We start from the raw sequence: 19,742 nt of genomic DNA on the forward strand, positions 1-19,742 counted from the left end.
TGTAATGCCCAAGATAAATGGGAATGAAATTCGCCCTGGCAATGTGCTTGAGCATAACGACGGGCTTTGGGCAGCGGTCAAGGTAGACCATGTAAAGCCCGGAAAAGGCGGCGCATTTGCTCAGGTCGAGCTGCGCAACCTGCGGAACGGGTCCAAACTGAACGAAAGGTTCCGTTCGGCGGACAAAGTCGAACGCGTACGGCTGGAGCAAAAAGATCAGCAATTCCTGTACGAATCCGACGGAATGTTGGTGTTCATGGATGCCGAAACCTATGAACAGATCGAGCTGCCGGCGGATATTCTGGGTGATCGTCGCCCGTTTTTGCAGGATGGCATGACCATCGTCGTCGAATTTCACGAAAGCGAGGCGCTGAATGCGACGCTGCCGCAGAAAGTGACCTGCAAGATCGTCGAGACCGAGCCGGTGGTCAAAGGTCAGACAGCGGCGAATTCGTTCAAGCCCGCGATTTTGGATAACGGCGTCAAAGTGATGGTGCCACCCTTTGTCGGGCAGGATGAATTGATCATCGTCAACACCGAGACCATGGAGTATTCCGAGCGCGCATAATCTCAGGCGCAGAAGTCCCCAAAGACCGCGCAGCGCAGGCTGCCGCGGTCTTTTTTATTCCGGCTTGCGCTTTAGCTGCCGATAGCGCGCAGGGTCGGGACCAAACAGTTCAAGCATCAGTTCGAATTTTATGCGATTGGCGCTGACTTGCCGGTAAAAGGCGATCAGAAAGGCAGTAGGACCCTGAATGCGGGTCAGGCCGGTGGTGGCTGCGACTACAGTGCCAACATCGGTTTTACCGTTTAGAACCAGCCATCCACCCAGCATCAAAATGCCGACAGTCCCGGCACCGTTAATTACGCTAAGAAGGAATTTGGCCGAGAGTTTCCAGATGAACATCTGACGGCGCGTCTCGTAAATATCGTCGAAGAGCGCGTCTATATCCCGCGCGGCAGCTTCGATATCCTCGGTTGTCAGGCGGTCGGTTGAGTTGCGCAATATTCGGACACGCTCCGCCACAAATACGTTCACCCTACGTTGTGAAACCAACACAACGATGATCTGAGGGACAATCATCGAAAACGCGATCAGACCCAATCCAGGCTGGGTCGAGGAAATGTAGCCAATTACACTGATCAAGGTTCCGATCTGCACAACAGGATCGGAAAAGGCACCACCTGCAAACTTGCCCAGCTCTTCCGCCTCGGCGGAAATCGCGGTGGTCATTGTGCCTTTTCGGAACGGTTGACCTTCGTCGTTCAGATCCGTCGTACGGGCCAATAGGCGCTGGCGGATCATGCGGATCAGATCCTCTCCCAGTGTTCCTGCTCGGTATCCCAGCACCCATTTCAACACGAGACTCAGCAGGATCACAGCGAGCATTCCCGCACCCAGCTTCACGAGCCGATCGGTTCCAACGTCGTCTGATGTCAGGTGGTTGATGATGTCGCGCTGAAACTCCAGCGGTACAGCGGCAAGGGCTGCAACGGCCAGTGATAGCAGTATGAGTATGATTTGCCGCCCGGCGCTGGCGCGCCAGATCGCCGTGTAGAGGCGAAGCATGCTCGTGTTCCCTAAATATCCACCGTTCCCAGTGATAGCGTGCTAACCGGCTGGTTCAAATGCGTTGAGAATTCAAGGGAACAAGACGTGCCACCCGGGCAACAAGTCTCAACCCGGCAGGCGCAGTGTCGCGCCACCTGCTTGCATATCACCACTTGCGCGATCGAGGCGCAAATAAGCAATCGCTTTTCCATGGGATTGCGTGAATAACGTCCCTACCGGTTTCCCCCCGGACAGGATTTCTGTCCCAATAGGAGCCGACCCGGAAATCTCGACCGTGCGAAGACCTTTGCGCAATTCGGTCTTGTGCTTCATGCGGGCGGTAACTTCCTGCCCGACGTAGCATCCTTTTTTGAAGTCCAGACCATTCAGTGCCTCGAACCCCGATTCCAGAATGTAGCTGTCGGGTGTCAGTTCAATCCCGGTTTCCGGGATGCAGTGGCGCACGCGGATGGCGTCCCAATCCGTCCCGTCATCGCTTTCTTGGTCAGATGAATAGGTCCTCCATCCCATTTCAGGATGCCGGGGGTCGGGCAAGGCGCCGTCTGGTGTGCTGCCCGTACCGCGTTGCAGATTCAGATCGGTGTCTTCAATGTCCACATCCGCGCGCAGCTTGTACATCGACAGACGTTTCGCCAAACCATCGGCCAAATCGTCGGCCACGTCCAAAAGGACCTCACTTCCGTCCCGCTTTAGAAAGAAATCTGCCAGATACTTGCCCTGCGGCGTTAATAGAGCGGCATAGACCAGCCCACTATCCAAAAGCTGAACGTCATTGGTGATCAACCCCTGCAGAAAGCTGTCCGTGTCCGTCCCGGTCAGGCGCAGGATGCGGCGTTTGGGCATGGGTTGGTCCTCGTCATTTGGTCTGGCTCCGTGATATAGGAGTTACCGTCGCCATGACCAGAGGGTAACAGACGTGTCTGCTCCGATCAGTGTTGTAATTCCGACCCTGAATGCAGGCGCGGACCTGCCGAAAACCCTGCAATCGCTTATGGAAGGGCTTCACGCCGGGTTGATCCGCGAACTGATTGTTTCTGATGGCGGTTCGGATGATGCGACGCTGGAGATTGCCGAGGATGCAGGTGCCGAGGTTGTGACGGGTCCGCCTTCACGCGGAGGGCAACTGCGGCGAGGTTGCGCTGTGGCCAAAGGGGACTGGATGTTGATCCTGCACGCAGACACGGAATTGCAGCCAGAATGGAGCGCTGCGGTTGCCGCTCACCTGCACCTCAGCTCTCCGGCTGCTTTTCGGCTTCGTTTTCGCGCCAATGGATTTGGTCCCACTTGGGTGGCCGGGTGGGCCAATCTGCGCAGTAGGCTGTTTGGTTTACCCTACGGTGACCAAGGGTTGCTGGTTCGGCGATCAGACTATCTGTCGGTAGGGGGCTACCCGGATCAGCCACTAATGGAAGATGTCGCGTTGATCCGCGCGTTACCGCGTGCAGCGCTCTTGAAGGCAGATGCGGTCACGAGTGCGGAGCGCTATATCCATCAGGGTTGGGTCCGGCAGGGGGTGCGGAATCTTTGGACTCTGACACGGTATTATTTTGGAGCTGATCCTGAACGGCTGGCACAGGCTTACCGGCGCTGAAAGCGCTGCGTAGTTCGACAATCGACTTACCCAAACGGAAAGGTGCGGCAAAGCTGACAAGGCACAACGCGATGATCTGAAGAACCAGAATATGCGCGTTGGCCTGAAGGTATTCCCACTCGTTCTTGAGCTTTCCCACCTGCTCGATCAGATCGTCATAACTTTGGGCAATGATCAGGTAATCCCCGGCGATGGCGGGCACTTTACGGCGCATATTGTCGATCGCGACCTGCGTGGCATCGTCCAGCGACGTAAAGACAAGGAACTGTTCTATATCAAAAGCATCGGCCTTGGCAGCCATGCCGCGGGCCTGTTCCATTTCGTCTTTTGCCTGCCGTCCGAATAAGAAATGCAGGCCCTGTAGGGGCGCGACTTCGTTCGTTACGGCAATAAACAATGGCAGGTCTGCGTTGCTTGCCGTCGAGGCAGAAAGGAATTCAACTTTTTCGCACAAGACGGCGGTATCGGGATCAAAAGCCGGATCACAAAAGCGCAGCCGGAACCGAGCAGCGTCACGGTCGAATGCCAGCGTCGCGGCATAGGCCACATCGATCTGGCGATCTAGTCTTGAGCTGTCGGAGGTATAAAGCCCCGCCAGCACCGCAACCAAGGCGCCGACACCGCCCAGCACAACCCAAACCAGGTCGGCCAGTTTCCAGGCCCGGTGCCCGGCGGGTTTGCGGAACAGGAATCCCGTACCAATCATGCCGATCAGAAAGAAAGCGATCAGCAGCGGCAATTGGTTCTCGGCAATAAATGACATGGGTCCGAGTGTACGTCTTGCGCGCAGACTGGCAACAGTGCTCACGCGCAGTTGTAGTGTCTGAAAGCTTCAAGACCCTGAGCTTTGGCCAAACTTGCGAAACAATTTGGTCCGGTCAAAAGCCTGTTCCAGCTCATCTGTGCGGTCTTTGACGCTGTCCCAAAGGCGTTCCTGCAATTCGGCGATAACACATTCCAGCAGAACCATTAGCGAAGCCATTGAATCCCATGCGGAAGGCACAGCTATGCGCGCCGCGAAAGTATGTTTCGCAAGCCGGTGAATAGGGGATCGCCATTGGTCGGTCAGAAGTACCACTTCAGCCTTTCGTTCATGGCACAACTGACCGATCAGGAGAGTGGTGTTTTCATAACGACGGACATCCAGTGCGACGAGAACGTCGCCCTCCCTTACCTCCAGCAGGTCATGTGTCCAGGATGCGGCGTCGGATAACAGTTTCACATCCGGACGGATCATCTGCATATGCAGGTACAGATAACGGGCGAGTGTCCCGGTTATGCGCCCTCCGGTAATGAAAATACGTCGTTTCGGGTCGCACAGCAGACGGCAGAAACTGTCAAACTCTTCCGGGTCCACCTCGTCTATTGAACGCCTTTGGTTGACCAGCGCCTGACGGGAGTAGCGGTTCAGGATGTGTTCTTCCGGCAGGTCATTTTGCCAGACATCGCGTTTGGCTTCGGGCCCCGAGATCATCTCTTTGACTTCGCCACGCACCGCCGACTGGAATTGCGGATAGCCCTCAAACCCCGTTTTCTGCAACATGCGCGCAACCGTAGTTGTCGAGACCGAGGCCACACTGGCCAGTTCGGTGATGCTGCCCAGACCCGCCATCGGGTAATCGTCCAGCAGCACATTTACCAGTTGCCGTTCCGATGGTGTCATCTTGTCCCGATGCGACAGGAGTTTTTCGGTCACTCGCACAGAGTCTCTCCCTCAGTTGCAGTCTGAAGTTGTGTAAATTTTTACGTCTCATTCAAGCCTGTTGAATTTTGTACAGGAAAAATATTGACAGGTGAATGGTGAGTGTGGAGATTTTCCCACATGGAATCACAAGACAGCAAACTTGACTTTGGGCCGGTTGTTCACAAGGCGCAGGCCGGCGGCGGGCCTTCGGTGCTTGTGGTTTGCGAACATGCCTCAAACCGGATTCCGGGTTTTTTGGGCGACATGGGTTTAAGCCGCGACGCGTTGCAAAGCCATATTGCTTGGGACCCGGGCGCGTTGCCGGTGGCCAAAGCGATTGCAGACCAGATGTCGGCGTCACTGATTTTTGGCGGCGTGTCGCGGTTGGTTTATGACTGCAACCGCCCTCCGGAAGCTTTGGACGCCATGCCGGCGCGCAGTGAGAATATATCGATCCCTGCGAACGCTGAACTGACGGCCGATGAGCGGGCAGAGCGGATCGAGCAAGTTTACACCCCATTTGCGGCGGCTTTGTCGAACGAAATCGCTATGCACCACGAAACGCTGGACCTTATGGTCACAGTACACAGTTTCACCCCGGTTTATCGTGGCCAAAATCGCAGTGTCGAACTGGGATTGCTGCACGGCACTGACGGCCGTTTTGCCGAAACGATGCTGACCATGGCGCCAGCTCAATTGCCCTTTGTCACACGTCTGAACGAACCCTACTCGGCTGCGGACGGGGTTGCTCATACATTGGATGTACAGGCCTTTCCCAACGGCTTGCTGAACGTGATGATCGAAATCCGGAATGACCTGGTCCAAACGCCCGAGCAGCAACAGACGATGGCTGATTGGCTGGCGCCCTGGATCGAAAGAACTTTGGCGGCACTCCACGAAAGGGGGCTCGCATGATCAGGATGATGGCCGGATACGTACATGTCGTGGACGCAATCAACTACCGGATTGGTCGGGCCATGATGTGGGGCCTGTTCGTGATGATGGGTATCCTTCTATGGTCTTCGATCTCAAAGACCTTCTTCCTGCCATCACTCTGGACGCTGGAAATGGCACAGTTCGCGATGGTGACCTATTATATCATTGGCGGGCCGTATTCGATCCAGTTGGGTTCGAATGTTCGCATGGACCTGTTCTATCATAACTGGAGCCCCCGCCGGAAAGCGTGGTTTGATGCCTTCACGGTGCTTCTTCTGATCCTGTATCTTGGCGTGCTGTTCTACGGAGGGCTGGGCTCAACTGCTTATAGTCTGGGTTATTGGGGCGATGAACCGGTTTCGTATTTTACCGGGCTTCTGACGGGCAGCGAAGAAATTGGCCGGCTTGAACGCTCATCGACGGCGTGGCGGCCGTACATCTGGCCGATCAAGGCGATCATGGTTTTCGGCTTCTTCCTGATGTTGCTGCAGGCGATTTCAGAATTTTTCAAAGACATAGCCCGGATCAACGGGCAAGAAATCGGGGTCCGTCGGGCATGAGCCAGGAATATATTGCCATCTTCATGTTCGCATTGATGATGCTGATGCTGTTCACGGGACAGCGTGTCTTTGGCGCGATCGGAGCTGTGGCCACGATTGCCGCGCTGGCACTTTGGGGAACGGGTGGGCAGGATATCACGTTCTCGGCAGCGATGAAGCTGATGAAATGGTACCCGCTGCTAACGCTGCCGATGTTCATTTTCATGGGTTATGTCCTCAGCGAAAGCCGTCTGGCCGATGACCTTTATCGGATGTTCCATGTCTGGATGGGGCCGGTAAATGGCGGTCTGGCGATTGGCACCATCGGGTTGATGGTTCTGGTTTCTGCCATGAACGGCCTCAGCGTTGCCGGGATGGCCATCGGTGCAACGATTGCTTTGCCCGAGTTGCTACGACGCGGCTACGACAAAACCATGGTAACCGGCGTCATTCAGGCGGGGTCCAGTTTGGGAATTCTGGTTCCGCCTTCGGTGGTTCTGGTTCTGTATGCCATGATCGCACGCCAGCCGGTTGGGCAGCTCTGGTTGGCCGGCATTCTGCCCGGACTGCTGATGGCAGCGTTGTTTATTCTGTACATCTGGATACGTTGCCGCATTCAGCCACAGCTTGGCCCCGCAATGGAAGACGCGCACGAAGTCCCCCGAGCCGAGAAAATCAGGTTGCTGGGCGCAGGGGCGCTGCCATTGATCATCTTCGCCGCAATGATGGTGCCATTCGTGAACGGGTGGACTTCGCTGGTGGAAAGCTCGGCCATTGGCGCGCTGACTGCATTGGTTGTCTCGGTCATCAAACGCCGGATGACGTGGAAGATTTTCGAGGACTGCACCAAGCAGACGCTGGCGATATCCTGCATGTTCATGTGGATCATTCTGGCCGCACTCGGTTTCGGAGCCGTATTTGACGGGTTGGGTGCGGTAAAGGCCATCGACAATCTGTTCACCGAACAGCTGGGCCTGTCGCCATGGATGATTTTGATCCTGATGCAACTCAGCTTCATCGTTATGGGCACGTTCCTTGATGACACGGCGATGCTGGTCATCGTGGCCCCGCTTTATGTGCCATTGGTTGGCGCACTGGGCTTTGATTTGATCTGGTACGGCGTGCTTTACACAATCACCACACAGATCGCGTATATGACGCCGCCTTTCGGCTATAACCTGTTCCTGATGCGAGCGATGGCGCCACCGGAAATCAGTCTGCGGGACATCTATCGTTCGATCTTTCCCTTTGTAGCAGTGATGGTCCTGGCCCTGGTGATTATCATGGTTTTCCCGGAAATCGCCCTTTGGCTGCCCGGTTATATCTATGGAAACTAATAAGAAGGCCCACCAAACGGGCACGCAAACTTTAACGGAGAGGAATTAGACATGACAACAAGACGTAAGTTTTTGAAAACGGCAGGGGTCGGCGTTGCAGCTGCACCGCTGGCGACGCCAGCATTGGCGCAAAACACGATCACGTGGCGTATGCAAACCTATGCAGGCCCGGCACTGGCCGAACACGTGATTGATCCAGCCATCAAAATGTTCAACCAGATCGCTGGCGATCGTATGCAGATCGAGCTGTTTTACGCCGACCAGCTTGTACCCACCGGAGAGCTGTTCCGCGCCATGCAGAAGGGGACGATCGACGCGGTTCAGTCGGACGATGACTCGATGGCCTCTCCGACCGAAGTTACCGTTTTCGGCGGCTACTTCCCATTTGCGTCGCGCTATTCGTTGGATGTACCGGTGCTGTTCAACCAATACGGCCTGAACGAGATCTGGGATGAGGAATACTCCAAGGTTGGCGTCAAACATATCAGCGCGGGGGCCTGGGATCCCTGCCACTTCGCCACCAAGGACCCGATCAACTCGCTGGCCGACCTTAAGGGCAAACGCATCTTCACCTTCCCAACTGCGGGCCGGTTCCTCAGCCAGTTCGGAGTGGTTCCTGTCACTCTGCCGTGGGAAGATATCGAGGTCGCCGTACAAACCGGAGAGCTGGATGGTATCGCTTGGTCCGGCATCACCGAGGATTACACCGTCGGCTGGGCGGATGTGACCAACTACTTCCTTACTAACAACGTTTCGGGTGCTTGGGCCGGGCATTTCTTTGCCAATATGGACCGCTGGAACGAGCTGCCTGAAGATCTGCAAACCCTCTTCAAGGTCTGCTGTGATCAGTCGCATTACTATCGCCAGTGGTGGTATTGGGGTGGCGAAGCCAGCCTGCGTGTCAATGGGGACAAGATGCAGCTGACGACAATCCCGGATGAAGAATGGGCACAGGTCGAACAGGCTGCTGTGAAATTCTGGGACGAGATCGCCGCCGAAAGCCCAACGAAGGCGAAAGTGGTCGAAATCTTCAAAAAATACAACGAAGTCATGCAACAGGCCGGACGGCCCTACCGCTACGGCTAATAACATAAGATCCCGACGCAAGACTACGAACTTGCGTCGGGATTGGACAACAGGAACCAACACCTCGTATGCTGTTAATCTTTCAGAAAGCAAAAAACAAAACCCGGACGTTTTTCGGCGTTTCGCGGGTTATCGAGGTGTAAGTAGATGGCCATCGCAAGCTTTTTGATTGAAATCTTTGCAGCGACCATGTTGCTGCTCTTTGCCGTGCGTTTGGTGCGTACCGGGATCGAGCGGCGGTTCGGTGCCTTGTTTCAATCAATCCTGACGCAGCACTCTAACAGCTTTGTCGCAGGTGGTGCAGGGATGGTTCTGGCCACGATCCTGCAAAGTTCGGCTGCAGTCGCAGTATTGCTGACCGGGTTTGCCGCTGCAGGAATGGTCAGCTTTGGCATGGCTCTTGCAGGTGTTTTGGGGGCTGATCTCGGCTCGGCTCTGGTTATTCAGGTCCTGTCATACGATCTGGGTTGGTTGCAACCCATGTTGCTGGGGTTGGGGGGCTGGCTGTATCTCAAATCGGACCGTGCGAATGTACGTCTGATGGGGCGGATCATCGTGGGTGTCGCGTTCATCCTAATCTCGCTGCAGTTTCTTCGAGACGCCGTTGAACCTATCCGTGAAAGCGCCTTTTTGCCCGCAATTGCTGGGTATCTCGAAAGTGACTACTTCAGCGCCTTTATTGTTGGCGCGGTTCTGGCATTTGTCATGCACAGTTCGGTCGCCACCATTCTGATGTGTGTCACGCTTGTACAGATCGGAGCGATACCATTCGCGGCTGGTCTGTCATTGGTGCTGGGGGCCAATCTGGGTTCGGCCTTTATCCCGATCTGGTTGACGCGGGATATGACGATTTCGGCCCGGCGCATACCGCTGGCCAACCTCTTTCTGCGCGGCAGCGCAGCCTTGGTATTGCTGATTGTTGTCAATGTATCTGGCGCGGAACAGGCGTTGATGGTGGCCAGTGCAGGGCAGTCCCTGATCCTGTCACATATCGGATTTAACCTTGCGGTCTTTTTGCTGGCCACTGGATTTGTCTCGTGGATGGAAAAGCCAATGTCGGTGATCCTGCCTGAGCCGGAGACCGAAAAAAACCCGCTGGATCAGTTTTCGGGCGCTCTCAGCCCGCTTGGCGATCCCAGCGCATCCGGTGCCAGCGTGGCGATGTCATCCGTGCGCCACGAACTGCTGCAGATGGTTACGCAGGTCGAGCGAATGTTCCGCCCGGTTTTGGATATCTATGAACAGGACGACAGCGATGCGATCTCGGCCCTTTGGCAGCAGGATGAAAGGGTCAACGCGCAACTGACCGAGATCCGCCGGTTTGTCGCACGGATGCCAAGGCAGAACATGAGCAAGGCGCAGATCAAGACCGCCCGCGGGCTGGTGGAATACGCCATCCGCCTTGAAGCCGCGGGTGACGTGGTGTCGAACCGCATGACGCGCACGGCACAGATCAAACACACGGATCGTACGGAGTTTTCAGCGCAGGGCTGGAAAGAGCTGAAAGATCTTCATGGCACGATACTCGAGAGCTTCTCTCTGGCGCGCCATGTGCTTCTAGTCGACGATATGGACTGTGCCCGCCGGTTGGTTCTGGACAAGGCCGAGGTCAAACGGTTGTCCCGCGATAGCCGCAAGGCCCACCTCAAACGGCTGGAGCGTGGTCAGACAGAGAGCTTCCAATCCAGCGATCTGCACTTGGAAACATTGCGTTCGATGCGTGATTTGCACGGGCATGTGGCCGCAATAGCTTATCCGATACTTTACCGGAGCGGACAGGTTCTGGAGACGCGTCTGGTTATGGAAATGGAAAAAGAAGCGGCCGAAGATTGACGGTGAACAGGGGAAACCGAGACCGGGATAACTCGGGGCAACAAAGGGTGACTACGATGGGCAAGAACGCTAAATTGGCCGATCTGAAGGCCAAGGTCGATGCAGGTGATATCGACACTGTATTGGTCTGCATGGTTGACATGCAGGGTCGTTTGATGGGCAAGCGGTTTCATGCGGGTCATTTTGTGGCGGGAGCGTGGGAAGAGACGCATTGCTGCAACTATCTGCTGGCGACGGATCTGGAGATGGCGACGCCTGATGGGTATGCCTCGACCAGTTGGGAACGGGGTTATGGCGACTATGTTATGAAACCTGATCTGGACACATTGCGCCCGGTTCCTTGGCTCGAGGGCACGGTGATGGTGATGTGTGATGTGCTGGATCATCACACGCATGAGGAAGTGCCCCATGCGCCGCGTTCGATCCTGAAGAAACAGGTGGGCCGCCTGAAGGCGATGGGCTATGACGCGATGACCGCGACCGAGCTGGAGTTTTTCCTGTTTGAGAAAAGCTTCGATGCGATCCGCAAGGAGGGGTTCCGCGATCTGGAGCCGATCTCGGGGTATAACGAAGACTATCACATCCTGCAGACCACCAAGGAAGAGCATGTGATGCGCCCAATCCGCAACCATCTGTGGAATGCGGGGATTCCGGTCGAGAACTCCAAGGGCGAGGCCGAGACCGGGCAGGAAGAGCTCAACATCAAATACGCCGCGGCGATGGACACCGCCGAGTATCACTCGATCGCCAAAAACGCGATCAAGGAGATTGCATGGCAGCACGGCCATGCCGCGACATTCCTGCCGAAATGGCACCATGACAAGGTGGGCAGCTCGTCCCATGTGCATCAGTCACTATGGGCCGATGGCAAGCCTGCATTCTATGACGCGAATGACGAGCTGGGCATGTCGGCACTGATGAAAAGCTACATGGCCGGTTTGCTGAAATACGCCCCCGATTACACCGCTTTCATGGCGCCTTACATCAACAGCTACAAGCGCTTCATGAAAGGCACCTTCGCGCCGACGCGGATCATCTGGTCGGTGGACAATCGCACCGCTGGATACCGGTTGTGCGGCGATGGCACCAAGGCGGTTCGGGTCGAGTGCCGCATACCAGGTTCCGACATGAACCCTTACCTGGCGATGGCTGGGATGCTGGCGGCGGGGATCGCGGGCATTGAAGAGGGGTTGGAGTTGCAGCCGCCCACCACCGGCGATGTCTATCAGGGCGAGAGCGGCATGATTCCGGGCAACCTGCGCGCGGCACGCGATGCGCTGCTTGGCTCGGCCATGTTGCGGGCGGCCATGGGGGATGAAGTGGTCGATCACTATGCCCGTGCGGCCGAGGTCGAGATCGAAGAGTTCGAGCGTGTAGTGACAGATTGGGAAGTGGCCCGCGGGTTCGAGCGGGCATAACGGACAGCGTGCGAGGTCGGCCTCTCACACCCCCGGTTACTTTTGGAAAGAGGAAGCAGGGCGCGGACGCCCTCAATGTGGAGTTGATGGCATGAGCCAGACACTGAAATGCATCTCACCGATTGACGGATCGGTTTATGCAGAACGCGAAACACTGTCGCGCGCGGCGGCATTTGAGGTTGCGGAGCGTGCGCGGGCGGCGCAGGCGGGCTGGGCAGCGCGACCGTTGCAAGAGCGTATCGATCTCGTGATGGCGGGTGTGGCCGCCGTGGGAGCGATGAACGACGAGATTGTACCGGAACTGGCGCATATGATGGGCCGACCGGTGCGTTATGGCGGTGAGTTCGGCGGCTTCAACGAGCGCGCGAGCCATATGGCCGAGATTGCGGAAACGTCGCTGGCCGATATTGAGGTGGGTGAGGACGAGACGTTCAAACGCTATATCAAGCGTATTCCGCATGGGGTGGTCTTTGTGGTGGCACCCTGGAACTATCCCTATATGACGGCGATCAACACGGTGGCCCCGGCGCTGATCGCGGGCAATACGGTGATCCTGAAACATGCCACGCAGACCCTGCTGGTGGGTGAGCGCATGGCGCAGGCTTTCCATGCGGCGGGTGTGCCCGAGGATGTGTTCCAGAACGTCTTTCTGAGCCATGACGTGACCAATGATCTGATCGCGGGCAAGGCGTTCAACTTTGTGAATTTTACCGGCTCTGTCGGCGGTGGTCAGGCGATGGAACGTGCCGCGGCGGGCACCTTCACCGGTGTAGGTACCGAATTGGGCGGCAAAGATCCCGGCTATGTGATGGAGGATGCCGACCTGGACGCGGCGGTCGAAACGCTGATCGACGGAGCGATGTTCAACGCGGGCCAGTGTTGTTGCGGGATCGAGCGGATTTACGTGCATGAAAGCCTCTTTGACGACTTTGTCGCCAAGGCGGTCGAGATCGTGGAGGGATACAAGCTGGGCAACCCGTTGGAAGCGGAGACAACGATTGGCCCGATGGCAAATGTGCGTTTTGCCAATGAAGTGCGGGCGCAGATCGCCGAGGCGATTGAAGCCGGAGCGGTGGCGCACATCGATACTTTCGCCGAAGATGATGGCGGCGCCTACCTGACACCGCAAGTCCTGACCAACTTGACCCACGATATGCGGGTGATGCGGGACGAGAGCTTTGGCCCCGTCGTGGGCATCATGAAAGTGTCTTCGGATGACGAGGCTATAGCACTGATGAATGACAGCGAGTTTGGCCTGACTGCCTCGCTCTGGACCCGCGATGTGGATCGTGCGGCGCGAGTGGGTGATGCGATCGAGACCGGCACCGTGTTCATGAACCGCGCCGATTATCTGGACCCGGGGCTGTGCTGGACCGGATGCAAGAATACCGGGCGCGGCGGCGGTCTGTCCGTCATCGGCTATCACAACCTGACCCGTCCTAAATCCTACCATCTGAAAAAGGTGACAACATGAGCCTTGTTGGAAACTGGTCTTATCCGACCGCAATCAAGTTTGGTGCCGGCCGCATCAAAGAGCTGCCCGAGGCCTGCGCGGCGGCGGGGATGAAAAAGCCCCTGCTGGTCACTGACAAGGGGCTGGCCGATCTGCCGATTACCACGGCGACGCTGGATATCCTCGAGGCCGCCGGTCTGGGCCGCGGCCTGTTCGCTGATGTGGACCCGAACCCCAATGAGAAGAACCTCGATGCCGGTGTTGCGGCTTATAACGCTGGCGGTCATGACGGTGTGATTGCCTTCGGCGGCGGCTCGGGGCTGGATCTGGGCAAGATGGTGGCCTTCATGGCCGGTCAGACGCGCTCGGTCTGGGATTTTGAGGATATCGGCGACTGGTGGACCCGCGCCGATGCCGATGCCATCGCGCCGATCATCGCGGTGCCAACAACCGCCGGGACCGGGTCCGAAGTGGGCCGCGCCAGCGTCATCACCAATTCCGAAACACACGCCAAAAAGATCATCTTTCATCCCAAGGTGCTGCCCACGGTGGTGATCTGCGACCCGGAACTGACCGTGGGTATGCCGAAGTTCATCACCGCAGGTACTGGTCTGGACGCGTTCGCCCATTGCGTCGAAGCCTTCTCCAGCCCGCATTACCACCCGATGAGCCAGGGTATCGCCTTGGAAGGAATGCGGCTGGTCCAAGAGTATCTGCCGCGCGCCTATGCCGACGGTACGGACATCGAGGCCCGCGCCCAGATGATGAGCGCCGCGGCGATGGGCGCGACCGCCTTCCAGAAAGGCCTCGGCGCGATACACGCCATGAGCCACCCCGTAGGTGCGCACTTCAACACCCATCATGGCACCACCAATGCGGTGTGCATGCCCACAGTGCTGGAGTTCAACGCGCCGGCCATCGCGGACCGGTTCCAATCGGCTGCGGCCTATCTGGGCATCGACGGCGGGTTCGACGGCTTTCGCACGTTCGTGCAGGAACTCAACGACAGCATGGGTATCCCACTAAAGCTCTCTGATCTGAGCGTCACCGAAGCTGCAATCCCCGAACTGGTCAAGGGCGCGATCATCGACCCGTCTTGCGGCGGTAATCCCATCGAACTGACCGAAGAAAACCTGACAGAGTTGTTCAGAACTGCGTTGTGAAACCGGCGGCTCTATTGATGTCATTGAAGGTTCGGTTTCAAACTCAGGGTTGCGTCGCAAACTTTGGATCTGGATTAACAGGCAGGTAGGCTTCGACGTTATCGCTCTGCTGTCTCTTTCAATGAGCAATGCCCGCGTAGATTAAATACGCAGCGTTAGGTGTTTGATCCCAGGGTTTTATGGTGCGATCCATTCGAGGGAATGGAAGGAAGCACTATGGGACAAGTTCGTCATGGCAGCGCCACGACCATGCACGCTATCCGAGCAGCGATACAGCGACCGCAGAGCTGAGCCGAGAGCTTAGCATCAGCCCCAAGACGGTCGCGAAGTGGCGGAAGCGGCAGGCCGCGCCTTTCCCCTGCCGGAAGGCGGCGTTTGGCATGTCCAAATCCCGCCTGACCCACCAAAAAAAGGCCAAAGGATCTTCGATCCTGCGGAGACGCAAAAGGGATCGTCACCCGAATAGGCAGATCACCACGGCATGGACCGACTATGACCCAAAGCCCCTGCCCCGGCTCGCAAGAGACGGTCCAGGGGCTACTGGGACAGGGAGATCATGCTGGGGTGATCTGGGTGGAAGCCGGCATGCCGGCTGGAACCAAGGGCCCCGGTCACGAGCCGACAGGCTCGGGATTTGCTACGGAAACAGATTGCAACCCGAAGTCACTCACCGACCGGGACGTAGCCTCGTCGGCGCTTTTGCCCTTCGAGTTTTTGGAGCGCTTCATTGGCCTGGGCTTCGTTATCATACGTCACCATCATGGCTTGCCCGTTTGAGCCAATACGCCCCCAGGTACGAAGGATGGACACTTCCTCAAACAACGTTGGCTGTAACTCTATCCCATAGAACCGCGCCATGTTGACGTCTGGATCCACATGGATCAGGTGGACAGGTCTGGTTGCCGTCAGCTCCATAACGTGATTGTCGGTCAATTCAGCCATACTGTCCAATGACATTGCGAAATCAATTCCCGAGAAAGGATTCTGATCCTGAATGGATTCCGATATCGACATTACCTGCCGTCGCACCCTCACTTCCGCCATTTTCGAGAAAACCAATTAGGTGGATACGTGACATTCGCCGGCCGGGTGTTTCACTTGGTTAGCTAGTACGCCAATCGGAAAACGGCCCTTTGTCGCAGGAAGGGACACAAGACTTGTAGCTTAGAGGCCGCACAGCGGCGGCTCGCAAGAAGCCAATCAGATGGTAACCACTGATCGCAGAGCGGGCTTCAAGCTACCGGTTATCTGAGCCGAAAAGGCGTTCGCCCTGCTCGTCAATCACCTGCTTCGCCTTTGCGATGCTGAAGCTCTCGGCTTGGTCCCGGCTGTCAAAGACATCTGCCCGGATCACCGAATGGGTCTTGCGATCTCCGTCGATAGTCTTTTCGATACGTGCCAAAAGCCGGTATTTGCCACCTTCAGGCATCAGGTCGGGGAAGATTTCGAACCCTTTGTAAGAGACCGGCTCCGGTTCAGACTTTTCGCCGCCGCCAAAGAGTTTAGAGAAGAAGAACATTGGGCGGTTCCTTTCAACATGTTTGAACCGGAGACTAGCGCCGCTAATGGCAGGCGTGAAGCACGTCGTACTATCAGATCGCTGGTCGTCGATCCGATAGTACGCTCCGTGCGTGGTTTAAAACGTCCCGATCCGCCGCGAAAACCCGTTCCTCCGCATCACTCTCCCTCGTACGGAACGGCCCATTGCCGACATCCAGCAGCAGGTCGCAATGCTGCGGCCGCAGCCCGCATTGCCGCCATTCGCTGCAGGAGCAAAGCCGAAGGTAACTCGAAATCACGGTCTGCCTAACAAAGCGGAAGTGGCTGCTCATTGCCGCGAGGTTCGCGTGAAAGCCATTGCGGCCATCCAAAAGGCTCCAAGCCCATTCTGGCTTGAAGCGAACAACCCCGATCGTAACGGTCCCACGTTCTTCGATGCATCGTATGATGCCCTCAGCCAATTTAGCGGCGGTGTCGCCCCTATAAACCCATCTTTACTGTTCCTGACTCATTTGACGAGCCTCCAATGCCATCTCGTCGAGAATACCGAAAGCCACAGGATAAAAATTCTCGAATAATTCGATCACCGCAGTTTCCTCCTCGGGATGGTGTATTCCCTCGGCATCAGTAAGCCGCCCCATTCGAAACACGATCTCGGTGCCTTCATCTACAGGGATTAACTCATAGGTCTCCAAATTAGTAAGACCCTCAATAGACGAATTGTGTAGAATATCAGTCACATAATCGAATGGATGCCAGTCGACGATCAGCATCTGAAAGTGAGCGGCTTCATGAATGCAGTGCAAACGAATGCCGACCGAAGTGCGCGACGCATCCCCTTCCCGATAGGCGTCTTTCAACATCATCCAGCGCATCTTGAGCCGCGGATCTGTGAGCATTTCCCATACCACTACCGGTGGCGCGTTTAGTGTGTGCCGGGTTGTGAACACAGCATCCTCGTCGGTAACGCGGACGGGTCCGGCGACTTCTCGGTATCGTTGCCAGGCCGCAGCAAGGTCGTAGACCCGCATCGGCACGTCGCCAAAGTGCTCGAACTGAGCGCTGTATTGCATGAGGTCAGACTCGATACCCATTGCCCGGAACGCGTCTTCCGAGAACAGGGCGTAGCTGAGGATACCAGTATCCTCCTTCACATCGGTCTTCGCCATACGATGCACGAGTATGACGTCAGCACCGGAAATATCCTTCATCGGTCCGATCGACAGTTCTTCAAAATTCCCGTGATGCGCAAGGACCTTTAGATCGAGATCGGCTACGTTGCGACATGCGTTGCAGGGGCAAGTCGTGTTTTGCACAATGTTCCGACGGCGTTCGGCGAACGCCCGATAAAGGCTTTCACATATATTGAGGAAAGTTTCGCCAGAAGGGAATGGCCCACTCGAATAAGCGAGAACGGCATCACCCTCGAGGCCCCGCAACTTCATTGGGTCCTTCAATTCCATCACAATTGCCTCCAGCAAAGAATGGATGATCGGGTTGGCGTGTTCCAACTCTGACCGGGTCAAGTATTCAGTGTAACCAGTGATATCGGCGATGAGCAGATAGCCTGACTGAATAGACATAGTCACAAAGATCCCAATTTCGTGCATCAATACATATGGTAGACAACGAATTTGTTCCGAGCAACGTAGTTCAGGAACAGGAACTGAATGTCCGGAAATGGCGCCAGATCGGCATTAGTTTTTGATATTTTATCATCTTCTTCGGGCTCGCACCTGCCGTCCGAGACGGCGCAGCATCTGGGCCATCGCTGAAGAATGGGTAATCAATGGTGGCCCATATTTGTCACTGAACGTGCCAATAGTTTTTTGCAAGTGCAGCCCGCTATTCGGACATACGCCGCCGGTGCGAGATTTTGAAGCTGATGAACTCACACATCGCGCAGCAAACCTGCCATTTAACTCAACCGCAACAACTATCGCCTATCTGAATTGGCGGGCACGGAACGGTGGCATAGGAGCAGTACACACAGCCGTCGCCCTCGAGCGGCTTCAATACTGTCTCGCACGCCTTGCACTTATAGAACCACTGGCAGGCGTTTGTCGGCATTTCCTCTGTCTCGGCATGTCCGCATTTGGGACAAGTCAATGTGCTTTCAAGCACCACGGTATGTTCTGTCATAGTCTCACATCTGCATAATCAGATAATTGTTGATCCGAGCCTCATTGAACACGATGACCCATGCCAGTCCGGTCATTGCTGTGCTTCCGGCAAACCACCATTTCAGCCGCCCAATTGATCCGCGTCGAAGCGATACCGACCAAGACAACGCGACCAGCGCAGTCGATATTGTCAGCACATAAAAACTTACCGTCGCGATTTTCCCGAATATTGCCAGCCAACTGCCGCCCAACCCGAGCAACATCATGGCCATGGGTAGAACACAGCAGGTCGCCACGCCAAGTGCTGAAACCGATCCTAAATAACTGAGGCCAAGGTATTTCTGCATCCTTCTTCTCCACTGGTCTTCACGGCACGGCTTTGCAGTGATGACCCAAGCGGTGTATAAATCCTGTAGCCACTACAGGATCAAGCAGGACAATTTCATATGATTGCGATTGGAGAGGCTTCCCGGCAAAGTGGAGTCGGTATTGAAACCATCCGCTATTATGAACGCGAAGGAGTTGTGCCAAAACCCGAGCGCGGCTCCAACAATCGCCGTCTCTACTCACAACGTGATGTTGGAAGGTTGCGGTTTTTGAGAAAGTGCCGGGATTTAGGATTCCCACTTGCAGACGCGAAGACGCTGCTCAACCTGTCAGAAAGCAGTGGTGCAGACTGCCAAACCGTGAAGGAGATGGCAGAGCGTCATGTCTCCAATGTGCGTCGTAAGATCAAGGAGTTGACAGTTCTGGAAGCGGCGTTGAATGAACTTACTGCTAACTGCGATAGCGGAAACATATCCTGCCCAATGCTCTCCCAACTGAGGACAACAGATAGCCACTAAGTCCTCGGTCCAGACTTGCGGCGATGCGGCACCCAAGGTTGAACACCAGAGATGAACATCAACCCGAGCTCCTGTGATAGCCTGAGGGCACCAGCAAAAAACTCGGGAGTAAACAATGTCGGATATTGATACTGTAAAAGCACTCGACGCGGCTATCATCCAGGGGATCAATGCAAAGGACGCAAGTAAGGCGACAGCACCCTATGCTGAAGATGGCGCGGCCATGCCGCCGGGTGCGCCGATAATGACAGGTCATACAGCCATTCGGGAATATTGGCAGGCAGCAATTGACGGCGGCCTGAGTAATGTTGTGGCCAATCTGACCGACGCCCATATCGGCGGAGATTGTGCCGTTACTATGGGAACCCTGACCGGCTCGATGGGAGGGCAAAAACTTTCTGGGAAGTACGTTCTCTACTTCCGAAAAGGCGACGACGGCTGGAAAGTACAGCGCGACATCTGGAACTTCGACGCATAGAGTGTCGGCGATGGCTTAACGGTCAAATCTACTGATTTGTGCTGGCAGGTCGCATCCATCGAACTTGGCTTGCGTGCCGCGATGACGTCACCACTGTGTGCTCAGCACAACTGCTGGAGTGTAGCTTTTCATAGCCTACTCCTTTGATCAGGCAGCGCTGGGATCATCTACCAGTCAGATCTG

The 19,742-nt window shown here is 56.0% G+C and carries 20 protein-coding genes and 1 pseudogene; 13 read left to right on the forward strand and 8 right to left on the reverse strand.

All coding sequences use genetic code 11. The features are described from left to right. The first annotated feature begins 4 nt into the window (after window positions 1-4). Complete coding sequence (gene efp / locus AC2TDA_RS21530; RefSeq protein WP_480846266.1) at window positions 5-568, forward strand: elongation factor P; 564 nt, start codon at window positions 5-7, stop codon at window positions 566-568. A 54-nt stretch (window positions 569-622) separates the two neighbouring features. Here efp and AC2TDA_RS21535 read toward each other — a convergent pair whose 3' ends face one another. Together AC2TDA_RS21535 and ygfZ are read right to left on the reverse strand one after the other, a co-directional pair. Beyond that, window positions 623-1,570: an ABC transporter transmembrane domain-containing protein gene (locus AC2TDA_RS21535; protein WP_480880898.1), complete on the reverse strand. Its 948-nt coding sequence runs from the start codon at window positions 1,568-1,570 to the stop codon at window positions 623-625. A 108-nt stretch (window positions 1,571-1,678) separates the two neighbouring features. Next, window positions 1,679-2,416, reverse strand: coding sequence for a CAF17-like 4Fe-4S cluster assembly/insertion protein YgfZ (ygfZ, locus tag AC2TDA_RS21540; RefSeq protein ID WP_480880896.1), 738 nt, complete (start codon window positions 2,414-2,416; stop codon window positions 1,679-1,681). A gap of 73 nt (window positions 2,417-2,489) precedes the next feature. Between ygfZ and AC2TDA_RS21545 the strand changes: the two genes are divergently transcribed. After that, on the forward strand, window positions 2,490-3,164 hold the full coding sequence (locus AC2TDA_RS21545; RefSeq protein WP_480880894.1) for a TIGR04283 family arsenosugar biosynthesis glycosyltransferase: 675 nt from the start codon (window positions 2,490-2,492) through the stop codon (window positions 3,162-3,164). 832 nt (window positions 3,165-3,996) lie between these two features. On the opposite strand, the gene AC2TDA_RS21550 is transcribed toward AC2TDA_RS21545, so the two are convergent. Beyond that, window positions 3,997-4,860 (reverse strand): MurR/RpiR family transcriptional regulator, encoded by an 864-nt coding sequence (locus AC2TDA_RS21550; RefSeq protein WP_480880892.1) that lies wholly within the window; start codon window positions 4,858-4,860, stop codon window positions 3,997-3,999. 126 nt (window positions 4,861-4,986) lie between these two features. On the opposite strand from AC2TDA_RS21550, the gene AC2TDA_RS21555 reads away from it, so the two are divergent. The 9 genes and pseudogenes from AC2TDA_RS21555 to AC2TDA_RS21595 all read left to right on the forward strand — a co-directional run. Then, window positions 4,987-5,763, forward strand: coding sequence for an N-formylglutamate amidohydrolase (locus tag AC2TDA_RS21555; RefSeq protein WP_480880891.1), 777 nt, complete (start codon window positions 4,987-4,989; stop codon window positions 5,761-5,763). Next, complete coding sequence (locus AC2TDA_RS21560) at window positions 5,760-6,344, forward strand: TRAP transporter small permease subunit (RefSeq protein ID WP_480880889.1); 585 nt, start codon at window positions 5,760-5,762, stop codon at window positions 6,342-6,344. Before AC2TDA_RS21555 ends, AC2TDA_RS21560 begins: the two co-directional genes overlap by 4 nt. After that, window positions 6,341-7,660 carry a TRAP transporter large permease gene (locus tag AC2TDA_RS21565; RefSeq protein WP_480846257.1) on the forward strand — a complete coding sequence of 440 codons (1,320 nt, stop codon included), beginning with the start codon at window positions 6,341-6,343 and terminating at the stop codon, window positions 7,658-7,660. The genes AC2TDA_RS21560 and AC2TDA_RS21565 overlap by 4 nt, the downstream gene beginning before the upstream one ends. A gap of 51 nt (window positions 7,661-7,711) precedes the next feature. Beyond that, complete coding sequence (locus AC2TDA_RS21570) at window positions 7,712-8,746, forward strand: TRAP transporter substrate-binding protein (protein WP_480846256.1); 1,035 nt, start codon at window positions 7,712-7,714, stop codon at window positions 8,744-8,746. A gap of 147 nt (window positions 8,747-8,893) precedes the next feature. Further along, on the forward strand, window positions 8,894-10,579 hold the full coding sequence (locus tag AC2TDA_RS21575; RefSeq protein ID WP_480880887.1) for a Na/Pi cotransporter family protein: 1,686 nt from the start codon (window positions 8,894-8,896) through the stop codon (window positions 10,577-10,579). 56 nt (window positions 10,580-10,635) lie between these two features. Further along, entirely contained in the window at window positions 10,636-11,997 is a 1,362-nt protein-coding gene (locus AC2TDA_RS21580) for a glutamine synthetase family protein (protein WP_480896874.1), read from the forward strand. Window positions 11,998-12,088: 91 nt separating this feature from the next. Then, window positions 12,089-13,471: an aldehyde dehydrogenase family protein gene (locus AC2TDA_RS21585; protein ID WP_480881406.1), complete on the forward strand. Its 1,383-nt coding sequence runs from the start codon at window positions 12,089-12,091 to the stop codon at window positions 13,469-13,471. Then, complete coding sequence (locus AC2TDA_RS21590; RefSeq protein WP_480896875.1) at window positions 13,468-14,613, forward strand: iron-containing alcohol dehydrogenase; 1,146 nt, start codon at window positions 13,468-13,470, stop codon at window positions 14,611-14,613. The genes AC2TDA_RS21585 and AC2TDA_RS21590 overlap by 4 nt, the downstream gene beginning before the upstream one ends. A gap of 216 nt (window positions 14,614-14,829) precedes the next feature. Further along, window positions 14,830-14,957: pseudogene (locus tag AC2TDA_RS21595) on the forward strand (IS481 family transposase); the annotation flags it as partial. A gap of 319 nt (window positions 14,958-15,276) precedes the next feature. On the opposite strand, the gene AC2TDA_RS21600 reads toward AC2TDA_RS21595, so the two are convergent. From AC2TDA_RS21600 to AC2TDA_RS21620, 5 genes are all read right to left on the reverse strand, one after another. Continuing rightward, window positions 15,277-15,642, reverse strand: a complete 366-nt coding sequence (locus AC2TDA_RS21600) for a WGR domain-containing protein (RefSeq protein ID WP_480881282.1) — start codon at window positions 15,640-15,642, stop codon at window positions 15,277-15,279. 208 nt (window positions 15,643-15,850) lie between these two features. Next, window positions 15,851-16,132 carry an HlyU family transcriptional regulator gene (locus AC2TDA_RS21605; RefSeq protein WP_480881242.1) on the reverse strand — a complete coding sequence of 94 codons (282 nt, stop codon included), beginning with the start codon at window positions 16,130-16,132 and terminating at the stop codon, window positions 15,851-15,853. Between the two features lie 475 nt (window positions 16,133-16,607). Then, window positions 16,608-17,696 carry a DUF2652 domain-containing protein gene (locus tag AC2TDA_RS21610; RefSeq protein ID WP_480881243.1) on the reverse strand — a complete coding sequence of 363 codons (1,089 nt, stop codon included), beginning with the start codon at window positions 17,694-17,696 and terminating at the stop codon, window positions 16,608-16,610. A 340-nt stretch (window positions 17,697-18,036) separates the two neighbouring features. Then, window positions 18,037-18,255: a GDCCVxC domain-containing (seleno)protein gene (locus tag AC2TDA_RS21615; protein ID WP_480881245.1), complete on the reverse strand. Its 219-nt coding sequence runs from the start codon at window positions 18,253-18,255 to the stop codon at window positions 18,037-18,039. A 4-nt stretch (window positions 18,256-18,259) separates the two neighbouring features. Continuing rightward, window positions 18,260-18,583: a hypothetical protein gene (locus AC2TDA_RS21620; protein WP_480881246.1), complete on the reverse strand. Its 324-nt coding sequence runs from the start codon at window positions 18,581-18,583 to the stop codon at window positions 18,260-18,262. Window positions 18,584-18,682: 99 nt separating this feature from the next. Here AC2TDA_RS21620 and AC2TDA_RS21625 point away from each other — a divergent pair, with 99 nt between their 5' ends. Continuing rightward, a complete protein-coding gene (locus AC2TDA_RS21625) occupies window positions 18,683-19,081 on the forward strand; it encodes a MerR family transcriptional regulator (protein ID WP_480881248.1) in 399 nt (132 codons plus the stop codon). Between the two features lie 115 nt (window positions 19,082-19,196). Continuing rightward, complete coding sequence (locus AC2TDA_RS21630; RefSeq protein WP_480850910.1) at window positions 19,197-19,559, forward strand: YybH family protein; 363 nt, start codon at window positions 19,197-19,199, stop codon at window positions 19,557-19,559. The last annotated feature ends 183 nt before the right edge of the window (window positions 19,560-19,742 follow it).

This window comes from Ruegeria sp. HKCCD6426 (assembly GCF_057221115.1).

Coding starts and splice junctions, on each gene's coding strand:
- AC2TDA_RS21560 (WP_480880889.1), top strand. CDS start 5,760: ATGATCAGGATGATGGCCGGATACGTACATGTCGTGGACGCAATCAAC.
- AC2TDA_RS21625 (WP_480881248.1), top strand. CDS start 18,683: ATGATTGCGATTGGAGAGGCTTCCCGGCAAAGTGGAGTCGGTATTGAA.
- AC2TDA_RS21570 (WP_480846256.1), top strand. CDS start 7,712: ATGACAACAAGACGTAAGTTTTTGAAAACGGCAGGGGTCGGCGTTGCA.
- AC2TDA_RS21585 (WP_480881406.1), top strand. CDS start 12,089: ATGAGCCAGACACTGAAATGCATCTCACCGATTGACGGATCGGTTTAT.
- AC2TDA_RS21580 (WP_480896874.1), top strand. CDS start 10,636: ATGGGCAAGAACGCTAAATTGGCCGATCTGAAGGCCAAGGTCGATGCA.
- AC2TDA_RS21630 (WP_480850910.1), top strand. CDS start 19,197: ATGTCGGATATTGATACTGTAAAAGCACTCGACGCGGCTATCATCCAG.
- AC2TDA_RS21605 (WP_480881242.1), bottom strand. CDS start 16,132: ATGTTCTTCTTCTCTAAACTCTTTGGCGGCGGCGAAAAGTCTGAACCG.
- AC2TDA_RS21615 (WP_480881245.1), bottom strand. CDS start 18,255: ATGACAGAACATACCGTGGTGCTTGAAAGCACATTGACTTGTCCCAAA.
- AC2TDA_RS21555 (WP_480880891.1), top strand. CDS start 4,987: ATGGAATCACAAGACAGCAAACTTGACTTTGGGCCGGTTGTTCACAAG.
- AC2TDA_RS21620 (WP_480881246.1), bottom strand. CDS start 18,583: ATGCAGAAATACCTTGGCCTCAGTTATTTAGGATCGGTTTCAGCACTT.
- AC2TDA_RS21590 (WP_480896875.1), top strand. CDS start 13,468: ATGAGCCTTGTTGGAAACTGGTCTTATCCGACCGCAATCAAGTTTGGT.
- ygfZ (WP_480880896.1), bottom strand. CDS start 2,416: ATGCCCAAACGCCGCATCCTGCGCCTGACCGGGACGGACACGGACAGC.
- efp (WP_480846266.1), top strand. CDS start 5: ATGCCCAAGATAAATGGGAATGAAATTCGCCCTGGCAATGTGCTTGAG.
- AC2TDA_RS21610 (WP_480881243.1), bottom strand. CDS start 17,696: ATGTCTATTCAGTCAGGCTATCTGCTCATCGCCGATATCACTGGTTAC.
- AC2TDA_RS21565 (WP_480846257.1), top strand. CDS start 6,341: ATGAGCCAGGAATATATTGCCATCTTCATGTTCGCATTGATGATGCTG.
- AC2TDA_RS21535 (WP_480880898.1), bottom strand. CDS start 1,570: ATGCTTCGCCTCTACACGGCGATCTGGCGCGCCAGCGCCGGGCGGCAA.
- AC2TDA_RS21575 (WP_480880887.1), top strand. CDS start 8,894: ATGGCCATCGCAAGCTTTTTGATTGAAATCTTTGCAGCGACCATGTTG.